The organism is Geovibrio sp. ADMFC3, assembly GCF_054687035.1.
In genome coordinates this window covers 2,355,768-2,369,669 of record NZ_BAAFZG010000002.1, presented here as the reverse complement: position 1 = coordinate 2,369,669, position 13,902 = coordinate 2,355,768, and the positions used below count along the sequence as shown (strand labels likewise).

General features: G+C 45.1%; 14 protein-coding genes. 2 read left to right on the top strand and 12 right to left on the bottom strand.

Going from position 1 to position 13,902, the window contains the following annotated elements; genetic code table 11:
* The 12 genes from fliE to ACYRYY_RS11560 all read right to left on the bottom strand — a co-directional run bounded on the left by fliE (position 1) and on the right by ACYRYY_RS11560 (position 9,971).
* On the bottom strand, positions 1 to 309 hold the full coding sequence (gene fliE / locus ACYRYY_RS11615; RefSeq protein ID WP_460215775.1) for a flagellar hook-basal body complex protein FliE: 309 nt from the start codon (positions 307 to 309) through the stop codon (positions 1 to 3).
* A gap of 151 nt (positions 310 to 460) precedes the next feature.
* Positions 461 to 865, bottom strand: coding sequence for a flagellar basal body rod protein FlgC (flgC, locus tag ACYRYY_RS11610; RefSeq protein WP_460215774.1), 405 nt, complete (start codon positions 863 to 865; stop codon positions 461 to 463).
* Between the two features lie 7 nt (positions 866 to 872).
* The gene (gene flgB / locus ACYRYY_RS11605; protein ID WP_460215773.1) at positions 873 to 1,280 is read right to left on the bottom strand and encodes a flagellar basal body rod protein FlgB; all 408 of its coding nucleotides are present in this window, start codon (positions 1,278 to 1,280) and stop codon (positions 873 to 875) included.
* 66 nt (positions 1,281 to 1,346) lie between these two features.
* A complete protein-coding gene (locus ACYRYY_RS11600) occupies positions 1,347 to 2,153 on the bottom strand; it encodes a C40 family peptidase (RefSeq protein WP_460215772.1) in 807 nt (268 codons plus the stop codon).
* Positions 2,119 to 2,826: an ABC transporter ATP-binding protein gene (locus ACYRYY_RS11595; RefSeq protein WP_460215771.1), complete on the bottom strand. Its 708-nt coding sequence runs from the start codon at positions 2,824 to 2,826 to the stop codon at positions 2,119 to 2,121. The genes ACYRYY_RS11600 and ACYRYY_RS11595 overlap by 35 nt, the downstream gene beginning before the upstream one ends.
* On the bottom strand, positions 2,819 to 3,622 hold the full coding sequence (locus ACYRYY_RS11590) for an ABC transporter ATP-binding protein (protein WP_460215770.1): 804 nt from the start codon (positions 3,620 to 3,622) through the stop codon (positions 2,819 to 2,821). Before ACYRYY_RS11590 ends, ACYRYY_RS11595 begins: the two co-directional genes overlap by 8 nt.
* Positions 3,609 to 4,838, bottom strand: a complete 1,230-nt coding sequence (gene livM, locus ACYRYY_RS11585) for a high-affinity branched-chain amino acid ABC transporter permease LivM (protein WP_460215769.1) — start codon at positions 4,836 to 4,838, stop codon at positions 3,609 to 3,611. The genes ACYRYY_RS11590 and livM overlap by 14 nt, the downstream gene beginning before the upstream one ends.
* 1 nt (position 4,839) lies before the next feature.
* The gene (locus tag ACYRYY_RS11580; RefSeq protein ID WP_460215768.1) at positions 4,840 to 5,742 is read right to left on the bottom strand and encodes a branched-chain amino acid ABC transporter permease; all 903 of its coding nucleotides are present in this window, start codon (positions 5,740 to 5,742) and stop codon (positions 4,840 to 4,842) included.
* A gap of 83 nt (positions 5,743 to 5,825) precedes the next feature.
* Positions 5,826 to 7,010: a branched-chain amino acid ABC transporter substrate-binding protein gene (locus ACYRYY_RS11575; protein ID WP_460215767.1), complete on the bottom strand. Its 1,185-nt coding sequence runs from the start codon at positions 7,008 to 7,010 to the stop codon at positions 5,826 to 5,828.
* Between the two features lie 331 nt (positions 7,011 to 7,341).
* The gene (locus ACYRYY_RS11570; RefSeq protein WP_460215766.1) at positions 7,342 to 8,331 is read right to left on the bottom strand and encodes a LysM peptidoglycan-binding domain-containing protein; all 990 of its coding nucleotides are present in this window, start codon (positions 8,329 to 8,331) and stop codon (positions 7,342 to 7,344) included.
* Between the two features lies 1 nt (position 8,332).
* Positions 8,333 to 9,070 carry a tol-pal system protein YbgF gene (gene ybgF / locus ACYRYY_RS11565; RefSeq protein ID WP_460215765.1) on the bottom strand — a complete coding sequence of 246 codons (738 nt, stop codon included), beginning with the start codon at positions 9,068 to 9,070 and terminating at the stop codon, positions 8,333 to 8,335.
* Positions 9,071 to 9,083: 13 nt separating this feature from the next.
* On the bottom strand, positions 9,084 to 9,971 hold the full coding sequence (locus tag ACYRYY_RS11560; RefSeq protein WP_460215764.1) for a chemotaxis protein CheW: 888 nt from the start codon (positions 9,969 to 9,971) through the stop codon (positions 9,084 to 9,086).
* Positions 9,972 to 10,169: 198 nt separating this feature from the next.
* Here ACYRYY_RS11560 and ACYRYY_RS11555 point away from each other — a divergent pair, with 198 nt between their 5' ends.
* Both ACYRYY_RS11555 and ACYRYY_RS11550 read left to right on the top strand, forming a co-directional pair.
* Positions 10,170 to 12,791, top strand: a complete 2,622-nt coding sequence (locus tag ACYRYY_RS11555) for a tetratricopeptide repeat protein (RefSeq protein ID WP_460215763.1) — start codon at positions 10,170 to 10,172, stop codon at positions 12,789 to 12,791.
* A complete protein-coding gene (locus ACYRYY_RS11550) occupies positions 12,767 to 13,900 on the top strand; it encodes a sensor histidine kinase (protein WP_460215762.1) in 1,134 nt (377 codons plus the stop codon). The genes ACYRYY_RS11555 and ACYRYY_RS11550 overlap by 25 nt, the downstream gene beginning before the upstream one ends.
* Positions 13,901 to 13,902: the final 2 nt, after the last annotated feature.

Below are 13,902 nucleotides of genomic sequence, written 5' to 3'. Positions count from 1 at the left end.
CTATACCTGAGTTCTCATAACCTCTTGGTAAGCTTCAACGATTTTATTCTTAACCTCAAGCATGAGTTTGAGGGAAACATCTGCTTTCTGGAGAGCGATCATTGTGGAATGAATATCCTTTGTCTCACCGCTTAAGACTTTCTGCACAGCTTCACTGGCTTCAAGCTGTGCATCATTTACACTGCTTAAAGCATCCTTAAGAAGAACAGAAAAATCCGCACCGGACTCTTCTTTGGCTTCCGCAGGTTTTGACGCTGTATCGTCAAGCTTATTCGGCAAAAGGAAGTTAATGTTATTGATCTCTGCCATGTTCAGTATCTCCCTAACTGAATATATAGTATATCAGGGGTATTTTACAACCTTTATATATTTCATTTTACTACTTTTTTAACCGTTTTCGGGCTCTTTTCAAAGCCAGCTCCCCGCACTGCGGAGCTTTAAAGATTCTAAAGTTTCGGTATCAGGCTCTGCCTATTTCCAATGCTCTCAAAGCAAGCTGTTTCGCTGTTTCAAACACTGTGGCGTTTGCCTCGTAGCTTTTTGAAGCTTCAAGCATATTTACCATTTCTTCAATGGGGTTCACATTGGGATAGGCGACATAGCCTTCCTCGTTTGCATCCGGATGATCCGGCTCATACTTAAGAGTTGGAGGCTTTTCATCATCTATGACTCTTTGAACCCTGACGCCTCCGGCATATTCACCTTTCATAACCTGCTCAAACAGCACGTCTTTTCTTTGGTAAGGTCCGCCTTCGGCTGTTCTTGTGGTCTGAGCGTTGGCGAGGTTTGAGGATATTGCTCCAATTCTTATTCTCTGCGCAGAAAGCCCGGTTGCAGAGACATCCATTACGTGCATAAAGCTCATTTATACCTTACCTCCCCTGAATAGCTGTTTTAAGTTTTGTGAATGCTCCGGCTGTAAGCTGGCTTAATTCCTGAAAAAGAACTGAGTTTGCAGCCATTTCACTCATTTCGTAGTCAAGGTTTACATCGTTTCCGTCATTGCGGAGAGAGGGGTTGTTCTGAAACCGGACATAATCCGCAGGAACTCCGCTGAAGCCGCCTGTGGAAAAATGCTTTGCATGAGTCTGTGCGAGAGGAAGTTTTTTCCCTGTTCCGAGAAAATCACCCATAACCTCATCAAATTCCAGCTTGCTTGCCTTGTATGTCGGAGTATCGTTATTAGCGATGTTTTCCGCTATCACGTTGTTTTTAACGGATGCGGTGTCCATACCATAGGAAAGTTTGTCAATGTTCGACATGCTGAAAATATTTCTCATGCAACACCTCTTGCATTACTAATAACAAAGATGATGCCAGTTATGAGGGGAAGTTTTTGCAGAAAGCTAAATGTATTTGCGTGCGCCCATGTAGGTCCGCACAAAATAAGAGTCGTTAAGGTTCGCTATTGTGACATTGCGTCCCCTGCGGGGAGCGTGGATAAATTTGCCTGAGCCTATGTATATTCCCACATGAGAAACTCTTTTGGCTCTGCCGGTGGCAAAAAAGACCAGATCACCGGGCTTCAGTTCGCTTTTAAGAACGAATTTGCCGTGATCAAACTGGGCTCTGGAGTTTCGGGGCAGGTTCAGCCCGTTAAGCTTATAGACAACCATTGTGAGACCGGAACAGTCAAACCCGCCGGATGCGCTTTCACCGCCCCATCGGTACGGGACACCGATATACTTATGCGCCGTTTTTACAAGGTTTGTCCTTATGCCTTTACGGTCAAGGTCTTCCGGGCGGAAGTTATAGTCATAATCTTCTGGACGAATGATAAAATAATCATCTATCTGGTTTCTGGTCCGCAGGTTGACAGCGTATCTAACTGCTCTGTCATAGGATGGGAAATCTCCTATGCGGACCTTATACAGACCAGAATCATCAAGGAAAAAGTAAGCATCCACCCCTGCGGCGTTCAGTTTGTCAGTATAGTTTGCAGCATTGCTTACGTTGCCGAAGGCACCGACCTGAATGGAGTATTTCATTCTCTCAATATCAGATGCTTCAATACGTCCGCCACCGCTGTACGGTGCGGGGCGTCCGCCAAGACACCCCGTTATTGCAAACAGAATAACAATCAGAAGTAAATGCTTTTTCTTCATCATCACCTTATTCTTATATTCCCAGATAAGCTTTTTTAACATCCTCATTGGAAAGCAGGCTTGAAGCCTTGTCTTCCATAGTCACTCTGCCTGTTTCCATAACGTAGCCTCTGTCGGCCACCTTAAGGGCAAGGTTTGCGTTCTGCTCAACAAGGAAAATAGTTGTTCCGCTCTCTTCTTTGATTTTCTTAATAATCTCGAAAATCTGCTGCACAATCAGAGGTGCAAGCCCAAGTGAAGGTTCATCCAGAAGCAGAAGGCGGGGTCTGGCCATAAGCGCACGGGATATGGCAAGCATCTGCTGCTCCCCGCCGCTGAGAGTTCCGCCCTGCTGATGTCTTCTTTCTGCCAGTCTGGGGAAGAGATCATATATCTGCTCAAGGTCTTTTTTTATACCTTCTCTGTCCTTGCGGAGAAATGCGCCCATATCAAGATTTTCGGACACTGTGAGATAAGGGAAAATGTGTCTCCCTTCAGGAACCTGACAGATACCCATCTGAACTATTTTGTCAGGCTTCATCCTGTGGATCGGTTCACCCTTGAACAGTATCTCTCCGGACTTAGGCTGAACAATCCCGCTTACGGAAAGAAGAGTGGTGGTTTTACCAGCCCCGTTCGCACCGATAAGGGTGATTATCTCACCTTCGTTTATCTTGAGGGAAACATCGTGAAGCGCCTGAATATTGCCGTAGAATGTGCTTATATTGTTAATCTCAAGCATCGGCTTCCTCCCCAAGATAAGCTTTGATAACTTCGGGATTGTTCTTTATCTCCATGGGAGTACCCGCTGCTATCCGCTGTCCGTGATCCATGACATAAATCCTGTCGGAAAGGTTCATCACAAGTTTCATATCATGCTCAATCAGCAGAATGGCGATTTTATCCTGATCTCTGATTTCCCTGATAAGTCCTGTAAGCTCTTCTGTTTCCTGAGGGTTCATGCCCGCTGCGGGTTCATCAAGAAGAAGAAGTACAGGTTCCGTAGCAAGGGCACGGGCTATCTCAAGCTTTCGCTGTGCGCCGTATGGGAGGTTGCTTGCCATTTCATTGGCAAGATGAGTCAGACCGATTTTTTCCAGAATACCATAGCTCACCGCTGCTGCGTCTTTCTCTTCTTTTCTGGTTCCGGGGTCACGGAGAAGTGCGCCGATTACCTTTGCTTTGGTACGGCAATGTCTTCCTATCATTACATTTTCAAGAACAGTCATGTTAGGGAAAAGTCTGATATTCTGAAAAGTTCTGGCAAGTCCAAGTTCTGTTACCTGATTGGGCTTCTTGCCGTTTATTCTTTTTTCACCGAACTTGGTATGGACGATTATGTCCCCCGAAGTTGGCGTGTATATGCCTGTAATGCAGTTAAAAAATGTGGTTTTCCCCGCTCCGTTGGGACCGATAAGAGCCACAATCTCACCGTTCTGTATTTCCATATCCACATGGTCAACGGCACGGAGACCGCCGAAATCCATTGTAAGACCTTTTACCTCAAGAACGGGAAGCGTCTGATCATTTTGCTTCATTTGTTTTCTCCCCGCCGAAATTCATCTTATCAAATAAGTATTTTCGCCGCACATTGCTGATAAGTCCCTGCGGTCTGAAAACCATCATAAGAACCATCGAACCGCCGAAAATAAGCATGCGCAGTTCAGAAAAAGCTCTGAGATATTCCGGCAGAAGTATAAGTATCAGCGCTGCAAGAATAACACCGAGAATTGACCCCATACCGCCGAGAACAACTATGGCAAGAATGATTGCAGATTCGAGGAATGTGAAACTCGCAGGATTGACAAAAGTTGTCTTCGCTGCGAATACAACACCCATGAATCCGGCCCATGTTGCACCAAGGGCAAAAGCCGTGAGCTTTGTCTTTGTTTTATCAATACCCATAGCCTGACACGCTATCTCATCTTCCCTCAGAGCAAGCCACGCCCTTCCGATTCGGGAGTTCTGAAGCCTGTTCACGCAGAATATCGTAATTACTGCAAAACCGAGAACAAGATAGTAAAGCGCAGTCATAGACTGTGATAGGTTGAGCGTAAGCCCGAAGAAAGAAGGTCTGTCTATGCCCGAAATACCGCTGGGACCGAAGGAAAAGGCGTTCCAGTTTTCAAGCACGAGGCGGATAATCTCTCCGAAACCGAGTGTTACAATGGCAAGATAATCACCACGGAGCCTAAGTACGGGGAAGCCGAGAATTATACCGAACATCATGGCGAGTGCGCCGCCTATGGGAAGAACAGCCCAGAACCCTAAACCGAAATGATGGTTCAGAAGAGCATAGCTGTAAGCGCCCACTGCATAAAAAGCAACATAACCAAGATCAAGAAGCCCCGCCAGCCCCACAACAATATTAAGACCAAGCCCAAGCACCACGTACATAAGCGCTGTGGTCATAATATTGATCTGATATGCGTTTGACATATGAGGGAACGCAAAGGTGAATGCAACTGCCACTGCAATAAGTGTGTAAAGCACCTTTTTGTTGTCAACTATGGCGTTCTGAAGACCGTTTTTAAGCCTTTCCCTTATGTTTCTTTCACTGATGTGTGTTTTTTTATAATGAAGCCAGCGCCAGATCATAGAACCGAAAAAAGCCCCAACGCCTATGTATATAAGGTTGTGCCAGCGCCATACTATGGTGTTATAAACAGTGTTTACCTTAATAACCATAATGGGAAATGTAAGAAACATAAACCATACGGCTGTAATTAGTGATTTTTTAAGCTCATTCAGCATGTTACACCTTCTGAGCCGAAGATTTGCCGAGGATTCCCGCAGGTCTGAAGATAAGTATCAGAACAAGAAGGGCAAAAGCGAAAACATCTTCATAGTCGCTGGACACATATCCTGTGGCAAAGCTCTCTGTCCATCCGAGTATAAGAGCGCCGAGAACAGCACCGGGAATACTGCCTATTCCGCCGAGGACAGCCGCAGTGAATGCCTTTATCCCTGCTATAAACCCTATATAAAAGTTTATCTGACCGATGTGTGAAGCGATAAGTATTCCGCCGAGGGCAGCAAGTGATGAACCCACTATAAATGTGAGTGATATAACTTTATCAACATCAATACCCACAAGACGAGCCATCTTCTTGTCCTGTGCTGTTGCCCTCATTGCTTTGCCCATTCTGGTAAACTTTATGAAAAAGGTCAGCAGAACCATTATCACCGCACTGCTAAGGATGATAACAAGCTCCGCAGAACTCATTATATGCGATACAGGTTTTAAAAACTCAAACTCCGGAATAAGCGCCGGAAAAGGGAGGAAGTCGGATGTCTGTGCGAGAAGTACGTAGTTTTGAAGGAATATTGACATTCCTATCGCACTTATGAGAGGTGAAAGCCTGGGGGCGTTTCTCAAAGGTCTGTAAGCGATTTTTTCCATAGTGTAACCATAGGCGGATGAGTAAATCACCGCCGCTATTCCCGCCAGAATAAGGATGCTGAGACCGCTGAAGCCCAGAATCGTCAGAACACTGGCGACAATAAGTGCCGTAAATGCGCCTATCATATAAATTTCCCCGTGGGCAAAGTTTATAAGCTGAATAATGCCGTAAACCATGGTGTAGCCCAAAGCGATAAGCGCATATATGCTGCCTTTTGTGAGGCCGCTTAAAAATAGTTGAAGAAAATAATCCATTATCTGTGACTGCTCCTGTTATTTGCCCTGAAATGGAAAGGGGGCGCAGGAAAGAAAGCACCCCCTGAGTTGTATCTGGAAAATTATTTAAGTTCGGCGTATGCGCCGTTCTGAACCTGATACATAGAGAAGCCCACGCCGATAGCATCGCCTTTTTCGTCAAAGCTTATATTTCCGAGGGGAGTTTCAACATATTCGGTTCTGAGAGCCTTGCTCACAGCGTCATAATCAGTTGAGTCTGCTTTGTCTATAGCATTAAGAAGTGCCATAGTTGCAGCATAGCCATTGATGAAGAATGCGCCGGGGTCAGCCTGATACGCAGCCTTGTGGTCTTCAACTGCTTTGATGTTGATAGGGTTTGAAGAAGTGTCCACAGGACCGGTAGCATAAACGCCTTCAGCAAATTCGCCGGCAACTTTTATGAAAGTATCGTCCTTTACACCGTCATCGGAGATGAAGGGGATGTTGATCTGTTTTTTACGCATCTGAGTAACGATTTTGGAAGCTTCGGGGTGGTATCCGCCGAATATAACCGCTTCAGCGCCGGAACGTCCGATCTTCTGAACAACTGCGGAGTAATCAACAGCACCTGGAGTAACGCCTTCATAAAGAACAACTTCTACACCGTTACCAGTAGCCTCAAGAAAAGATTTTGCGAATTCAGCAAGACCCTTGCCGTAGTCGCCTTTATCATGGAGAACTGCAAATTTTTTGATGTTAAGGGTATTGAGAGCGAAGTCAACTTCGAGTCTCGCCTGAGCATCGTCAGGAGCGATAGTGCGGAGGAAGTTGGGGTATTCGCCGCTCTGAGTAAGTTCAGGGTTTGTAGCTGAAGGTGAGATAACAAGAATACCTGCATCTTTGTATATACCGAGCGCAGCCTTTGTGGCGCCGGAGCATATGTGACCAACAACAGCCACAACTTTTTCAGAAACAAGCTTGCTTGCCGTGTTTGTTGCGACTTCAGGTTTGCAAACATCGTCTTCGATGTAAAGCTCAACCATTCTTCCGTCAATACCGCCGTTTTTGTTAACTTCATCAACATAAAGCTTAACAGCATTTACAGTGGGAAGACCATAAGAAGCAAGATCACCGGAATGTGCGCCGGCAACACCGATTTTGATTGGTTCTGTGGAAGCAGCAGGTGCTGCAGCTTCAGTATTTTCCGCGGGAGCTTCCGCCGCTTTTTCTTCAGCTTTCTGGCTGCAAGCGGTCATAAGGAAGACTGCGGAGACCATGACAAGCAGGAACGTAAGGAACTTCTTCATAAACCCTCTCCGTTTAAAAAATTTTCTTGTTAATTTATCCGGAAAAGGACGCATGTCTATTCCCGAATAAATGTAAATACTAACTAAGGACCAGGGCTTAGTCAAGATAAAAGGAAATCAGGAGTTAACAGCGATCGGGAAACTAAATAAAATCAAGTACCACTAAACATTAGCAGGTTTTTTGAAGTAAATTCTTGTAAAAAAACTTACAATATTTAACCTAGAGAAAAAGAACATTTTAAGCAAGGATTTTGTAAGTAAAACGACAAAAAGGCTGTTCAGCACATGGGAAAACACATCATCCGGATTGTGTTTTCCTTAATGCTGAGAATCAGTAAACAGCTACTTTACTGAGGCGGACTATATCGCCTTTCATTATTTCCATGGATGAATTCACAAGGTACATTGTGGAGTAGCTTCCGTTTACACGCAGAAGCTGACCCTCGCCTATCGTTTCTGTTTTAATCACTCCGTTCTCCTCATGCCTGCGGAAAACAAGGAATTTATCGCCTTCTTTAACAGGAAGAGGATGACCGATATTTATTATAACAGAGTAGCCCTCTGCCGAAAACCTGTGGTTTTCCGCAAGGTATACGACCTCTCCGGCAATATCAGAATCAATACTTCTGAAGCCTCTCGGGCGCTTAACTGTTATTTCTTCACTTTTAGCAGCTTTAAAACCATTGCTCACAGAGCTGAAGGCTCTGTATATTTTTGCCCTTGATGTTTCATCTCCGGCTTTTTCGATCTTTGCGTATCCCACACAGGTATACACCGACCTGCCCTTTTCAATCCTGCTTCTTTTTTCGTAAAGCACCACAGTATCGCCCGTGTTGAGACCTTTCTCCGTACCGGCATCAAGGGTGATGTAGTCTCCGGTTGAAACCATTTCACGCATTTTTTCAGTAGAAATTACTGTAAACTCCGGTTCGTCATCCAGAACAGAGTCAAAGCCGTTCAGCTTATCAGCGGTGAAACTGTTAACACTGTCTGCCGCTTCCATGCCGGACACGGCAGAGTTTGCGGTCATTCCGTTTTTGTCAGCTTCGATTTTAAACAAGCCGCCTTCACCCATGCGGATCGATTCGCCGCCTTCGGGAAAACCGGGGATATAAAGTTTCTCTTTAGGATAAATGAGATCCGGATCGTTAATGAACACATTTCCTTTCCAGATTATAGGCCACTTCCAGTTATCTCCGTAGTATTGACGGGAGATATCCCAGAGGGTGTCGCCTTTTCTCACTTCATGAGTGTTCTCCGCAGCGGCTGCCACAGCCGTCAGCATGATAGCGGAGAGAATTATACCCCCGGTAATTTTCAAGCTATTCCCCCATTGAGGCGAGTTTCTTTTTAGCCAGATTGAATGCCCTTGTTCCGGGGTATTCGTTGACTATTTTCTTTAATGTAACAACAGACTCGGCTTTTTTACCTATATTTCCGTATGAGTATGCCATTTTAAGAAGTCCATCGGGCACTTTATTACCGTCGGGATAGTCTGAAACAAGCTTGTTGAAGAGAGTGACTGCCCCTTCATAGTTTTTCTGTGAGTATTGAATTTCACCAAGCCAGTAAACAGCGTTGTCGGAGAGTTCATCTGACGGGTATTTGGCGAGAAATTCATTGAATTTCGCTTCGCTTTCCGCATATTTCCCGTTCCTGTAAAGCTCATAGGCGTAGCTGTAGAGGCTGCTTTTATCGGTAAACGCATCTTCTATTATGATAAGGTTTTCACCGTCTGCCGTCTGCGCAGGTTCAAGAACAGCAGACGCACCGGGAGCAGGGGCTTTCTGCCCTTCTTTAAGGACTGTAACTTCGTTTCCGATGAAGCTGAGTTCTGAGCGTATTTCAGCCAGAGCGCCTGCGTTGGCGTTAATGCTTTCTTTATTTGCTTCGGTTTTACGGTCAACGTCTTCTATGGATATCTTCATTTCAGCCATTTCAGACTGCATGCTGACCATTTCATCTTTGATGTTGTTGATGCTCTGTTTAATTACCTGAGTTTCATCCGAGCATGCAAATGCAAGAAAAGAGAGCGTGATTACCGCCATTGTTTTTTTCATCGTTTTAAGACTCCTATAACACGTATTCATCAATGCTGTTGATAAGTATGTCCGTATCGGGCTTGCCCACGAACATATTCGCACCGATATTAAGCACCTTTCTTTCATTCTCCTCGCTGGCGAGGGATGAGAAAACCAGTATGGGCATCTTCGCAAACTCCGGTTTGCCCCGGAGAGTCCGCACAACAAATGCACCGTCAGCAACCGGCATTTCAAGGTCGGTTATTATAATATCAGGTTTTTCAAGGGCGCATGCAGCAAGAAGAAGCTTCCCGTTTTCAAACGCTTTTATCCTGTAACCGGCGTTTTCAAGGTTGGTAGCCAGAAAGCGCCTGATCACTGTGGAATCCTCCGCCAGATAAACAAGCTTTTTGCTGCGTGCTGCGCTCAGGGAGTAATCGATCACCATCTCCTTGAGTGCTGTTGCGGGATTAAGTTCCGAAACAATTTTTTCAAAGTCGAGAAGCTGAATAAGGTTCCCGCCAATGTCAATAACTCCGAGAACTGTCTCCGCAAGACTGAAATCGGTTATCGCCGAATAATCTTTAATGTCAGCCCACGTAATTCTGTGAATACGCACAACCTCATCCACAATGAAGCCGTTGTACTGATGATTGAAAAAGGTGACGATAATTTTTTTAGCGTCATAATCCTGATCAAACTTCAGGTCAAGCCAGTTGCCAAGGTCGATCAGCGGAACAAGCTTTTGTCTTATATTTGCGGTTCCGATGACTGCCGGGTGGGCGTCAGGAACTTTGACAATTTCGGGAAACCTGATTACTTCCCGAACCTTAGCTACGTTAATGCCGAAATGGTGTTCCTTCTCGGCACGGACAATAAATTCAACAATTTCAAACTCGTTTGTTCCTGTCTCAAGCAGGATACCGTGATCAAGGGCCATATTTCCTCCGGTTATCTAAAAATTAACACGCTTTGCAATCCGCATCAAGAGATATTACCCCTGAAAACACAGGATTTTATTGCCGCAAAGGAAACATCAGGCGTCCCATTTTTAGTCCGAAGGCGATAACTGCGGAGAAACCTCATAAATTCTAAAATCGGATTGCTATTAGGCGCATGTTAGTCTAAAAATACTGTAATGAGAAATATCGGCTTTATTATCTTTGCTCTTTTTATTGCCTTTGCCGCACATGCTCAGGATATCTACCTGAAAAAGAACAGGTTTTTTACAGAACTGGTCATAGCCGGAGCCGCGGAAAATATTAAGGATGTTAAAAAGGGAGAAAGAACTGTCACTCTTATGTTTGCGGGAAAACTCACAGCCGGCTTTTCAGGCAAGCTGGACGACCGCTTCATCTCAAAAATAACCGTTCAGGGAGATACAATAACGCTGGATTTCGCCCCTGATACGGATTTCACATTCATGACCGAAGGTGTGGATGCCAAAATTGTTGCCTCCAGAAAAAGAAAAGCAGACGACATAAAGCTCGGCTACGGCATAGAAGACGCTCTCATTAAAAAAGGAAGCGGAATAATCGAAAACACCGAGGCTGAAAAACAGCTCGGCATAGCCGATGAACTCATGGCAAAAGGTACTTATGAACAGGCAGCGATAAACCTTGAAGGGCTTCTCGCTTCGGGCATAAACAGCTACTACCGGCAGGAAGCCTTGTTCCGTCTGGGCAGCGCCTATTATGAAATGGGCAGCAAATCATACAAGAACTATATCACTGCTTCACAGATATTCGACGATTTCACAAACCTTTACCCCGATTCATATCTTTTCAGGGATGCGCTTATAAAATCTGCTGATTCAAAGGAAAAAGCAGACATGTATTATGAAGCAATATTCGCCCACGAAAAGATTATCCGTCTGGTGCAGAACGAGAATATACAAAAGAACTCATACAGGAAAATAGCTGAGATATACCAGACACTGGGGCAGACGGACCGTGCAATTGAGGCGAGAGAGAACTACGTCAAACGCTTTAAGGATGACCGTGACCCGCAGACAGCAATGATAGGTATGCTTTATGCGGATAAAGGAGACTACGAAACCTCATTCCGCTACTTTCAGGGGCTGACAGGCAGAAAAGTTGACTATTCAAAATTTTCTCCCGAGTCTCTCTACGCCATGGGAGAAGTATTTGATAAACGTGGCAGAACAGAGGAAGCGCTCTACGCCTTCCGCAGGACATACGGCTACTACCCCTCATATGAAAAAGCAGATATGGCAATGTACCGCGCAGCGCAGATGAATGAAAAGATGGGCAACAAAAGCGCAGCAGACACCCTGCTGCTTGACACTGTAAATAAATATCCCAAGAAACCCGGCGGAATGCTGGCATCAATCAAATACGCTGATACGCATGTATCTGAAAAAAGCACTGCGGACTGGGAAAAATTCCTCACAAACGCTCTGGATTCAAAAGATTTTGAAATACTTGAGCAGGCTGACGTGGTGGTCATTAAGTCTCTGTTCCATGAAAAAGCCTATGATAAAACCCTTGAGCGAATAGATAAATTCGGCAAACGGAGCTACAGCTCTCCTCTGATGAGCATTGTGTTTGATATTAAACAGAAAATAAGGCTCCAGCAGGCTAAACAGGCATATGACGAAACAAGATACGATCAGGCGCAGGAATATGTAGGCATTCTCCTGAAAGAGTTTCCTGATTCGCCCTACAGACGAGAGGCGAAAACTATCGGCCAGTCAATATCATACGGCAGAACCGAGGCTCGTTTCAAAAACGGGGATTTCAAAGGCGTAATTGACTATATAGAAAACTTTCTCACTGATGAAACGGAAGTTATTGAGCCCGTAAAGTGGAGCAAGCTTCTTGACGATGCTTACTACAACATGGTCAAAACAGATTTTGATGCCTCCAGAGTTCCGCAGGCGCTCATGAACGCAAAGCAGTATATTGCCCAGTTCGGTACAGACGGCGCTCACATAGCTGATATTATAAATATGGCGGAAAGGCTCACGCTTACAGTTATCCGCCGCAGATTTGAGGGAGACAGATTCCTTGACGTTATTCAGGCGTATTCAGAAAACCAGAACATTATAGACAGCTCAAAGCAGCAGCCTTTTAAAGATACGGTAAAAGCATACGCTGCATTTTCACTCTATAAGATGTCAATGCCTGACAACGCAGCAGAACTGCTGGCGACAGTGGGCAGCACAAAGACTCCGGTTTACTGGCTCACCAACCTTCTTATCGGTGACGGCAGCATAAATTTTCAGGTGAATACGCTGGATGCAGAGACTCTCGTTTTTCTTGCTGACGAGGCGGAAAAAAAGAATCCCGACACCGCCATAAAGCTTCTTAACGAATACACCAAAGACCCTAAGCTTGCGGCAAAGCAGAAATTTAAAATATCAAAAAATATTTCCGATGACGCCAAAAGAGAGCAGCTTCTCGTCAGTATATATCAGGATGTTAACAAAAATCCCGGCAAGCAGTTTGACGGTTACGAAGAGGTTTCCCTTGATATGGGAATACTCTATTATAAGAAAAATAGTTTCAAACCCGCCGTGGAGGCTTTGTCCTCGTTTCTTCAGAACCACGCTCAAAGGGATGAAAAAAGAGCAGAAGGGCTTTACTATATGGGCAAGTCATACCTGAAGCTTAAAGATAACGATAATGCGGTTAAAAACTATATGGAGCTTCTTGAAAGCGTGCCGAACTCTGTTTACGCAAGTGCTGCACGCACCGAACTGGAGGAGATACAGTGGCGGAAAAGTCTGACAAGGTAAGCACGAACGACAGCAGAATAGACGAACTCAAGCTCCTTATGGAGTCGTTCAACCTCGCCACAACCAAGCTGGAGGACTCCTACAGTGTTATTCAGGAGGAAGCACGCAAACTCCGTGAAGAGGTTGAGGAAAAAAACCGACGCCTTTCAGCGCTGAGCAACCTTCTGGAAGGGGTTCTCATGAACTCCGGCAGCGCCATTATAGCCATAGACAAAAACGGCACAATCCTTACCATGAACAAGGAATCGGAAAAGATGGCTTCATCCTTCGGGCATGAGAAGTTTCTCTCAATGCTGGGTTCTTTTGTTGAGCCGGGTCTTTATGAACATGAACCGGAGCGAGGAGTGTATCTTAAAATAAGCCTTGGCGAATTAAACGCAGAAGGTTTATCCGGCACGGTTTACGTTATAGACGATATAAGCGACCTCAAGGCTCTGGAAAAAGAAAAACACAGGGATGAAAAGCTTATGCTTATGGGTGAAATGGCTGCAAACATAGCCCACGAGATAAGAAACCCTCTGGGCGGAATAGAGCTTTTCGCATCACTTCTGGGTCGTGACCTTGAAGATTCTCCGGATAAAAAACGCCTTACTCACTCCATAATAAAAGGCGTACGCACCATAAACTCTATAATTTCAAATATTCTCCTCTTTACAAAGGAGATACAGCTTGAGATAAAAGAACATTTCCTCTCAGACATAGTAGACGATGTGATACTCTATCTACAGCATATTATGAGGGATAAAGAGATCCGCTTTATCAACAATATCAGTGAAGAAAGCAAAATAAAGTGCGATGCGGAGCTTTTTAAACAGGTGGTTATGAATATTGTCCACAACTCCGTTGATGCTGTTAAGAGCGGCGGTGAAATACGCATTGAATCCGGCGCAGACGGCACTGAAAGCTGGTTTACCATAACAGACAACGGCAGCGGCATTGAGCCCTCCATGACAGGAAAGCTTTTCATGCCCTTTCAGACCACAAAGGCAAAAGGCACAGGGCTTGGGCTCGCCATTGTGTACAAGATTATAAAGGCGCACGGCGGAAATATCGAAGCCGACAGCGACGGCAAAACCTACACGACATTCCGTGTGGCTGTTCCGGCATAGGG

Bases quoted from the DNA above. Each gene is read 5' to 3' on its own strand.
- ACYRYY_RS11590 (WP_460215770.1), bottom strand. From the start codon at position 3,622: ATGAAGCAAAATGATCAGACGCTTCCCGTTCTTGAGGTAAAAGGTCTT.
- ACYRYY_RS11600 (WP_460215772.1), bottom strand. From the start codon at position 2,153: ATGAGGATGTTAAAAAAGCTTATCTGGGAATATAAGAATAAGGTGATG.
- ACYRYY_RS11560 (WP_460215764.1), bottom strand. From the start codon at position 9,971: ATGGCCCTTGATCACGGTATCCTGCTTGAGACAGGAACAAACGAGTTT.
- flgC (WP_460215774.1), bottom strand. From the start codon at position 865: ATGAGCTTTATGCACGTAATGGATGTCTCTGCAACCGGGCTTTCTGCG.
- ACYRYY_RS11575 (WP_460215767.1), bottom strand. From the start codon at position 7,010: ATGAAGAAGTTCCTTACGTTCCTGCTTGTCATGGTCTCCGCAGTCTTC.
- fliE (WP_460215775.1), bottom strand. From the start codon at position 309: ATGGCAGAGATCAATAACATTAACTTCCTTTTGCCGAATAAGCTTGAC.
- ACYRYY_RS11555 (WP_460215763.1), top strand. From the start codon at position 10,170: ATGAGAAATATCGGCTTTATTATCTTTGCTCTTTTTATTGCCTTTGCC.
- ACYRYY_RS11595 (WP_460215771.1), bottom strand. From the start codon at position 2,826: ATGCTTGAGATTAACAATATAAGCACATTCTACGGCAATATTCAGGCG.
- livM (WP_460215769.1), bottom strand. From the start codon at position 4,838: ATGCTGAATGAGCTTAAAAAATCACTAATTACAGCCGTATGGTTTATG.
- ACYRYY_RS11580 (WP_460215768.1), bottom strand. From the start codon at position 5,742: ATGGATTATTTTCTTCAACTATTTTTAAGCGGCCTCACAAAAGGCAGC.
- flgB (WP_460215773.1), bottom strand. From the start codon at position 1,280: ATGAGAAATATTTTCAGCATGTCGAACATTGACAAACTTTCCTATGGT.
- ybgF (WP_460215765.1), bottom strand. From the start codon at position 9,070: ATGAAAAAAACAATGGCGGTAATCACGCTCTCTTTTCTTGCATTTGCA.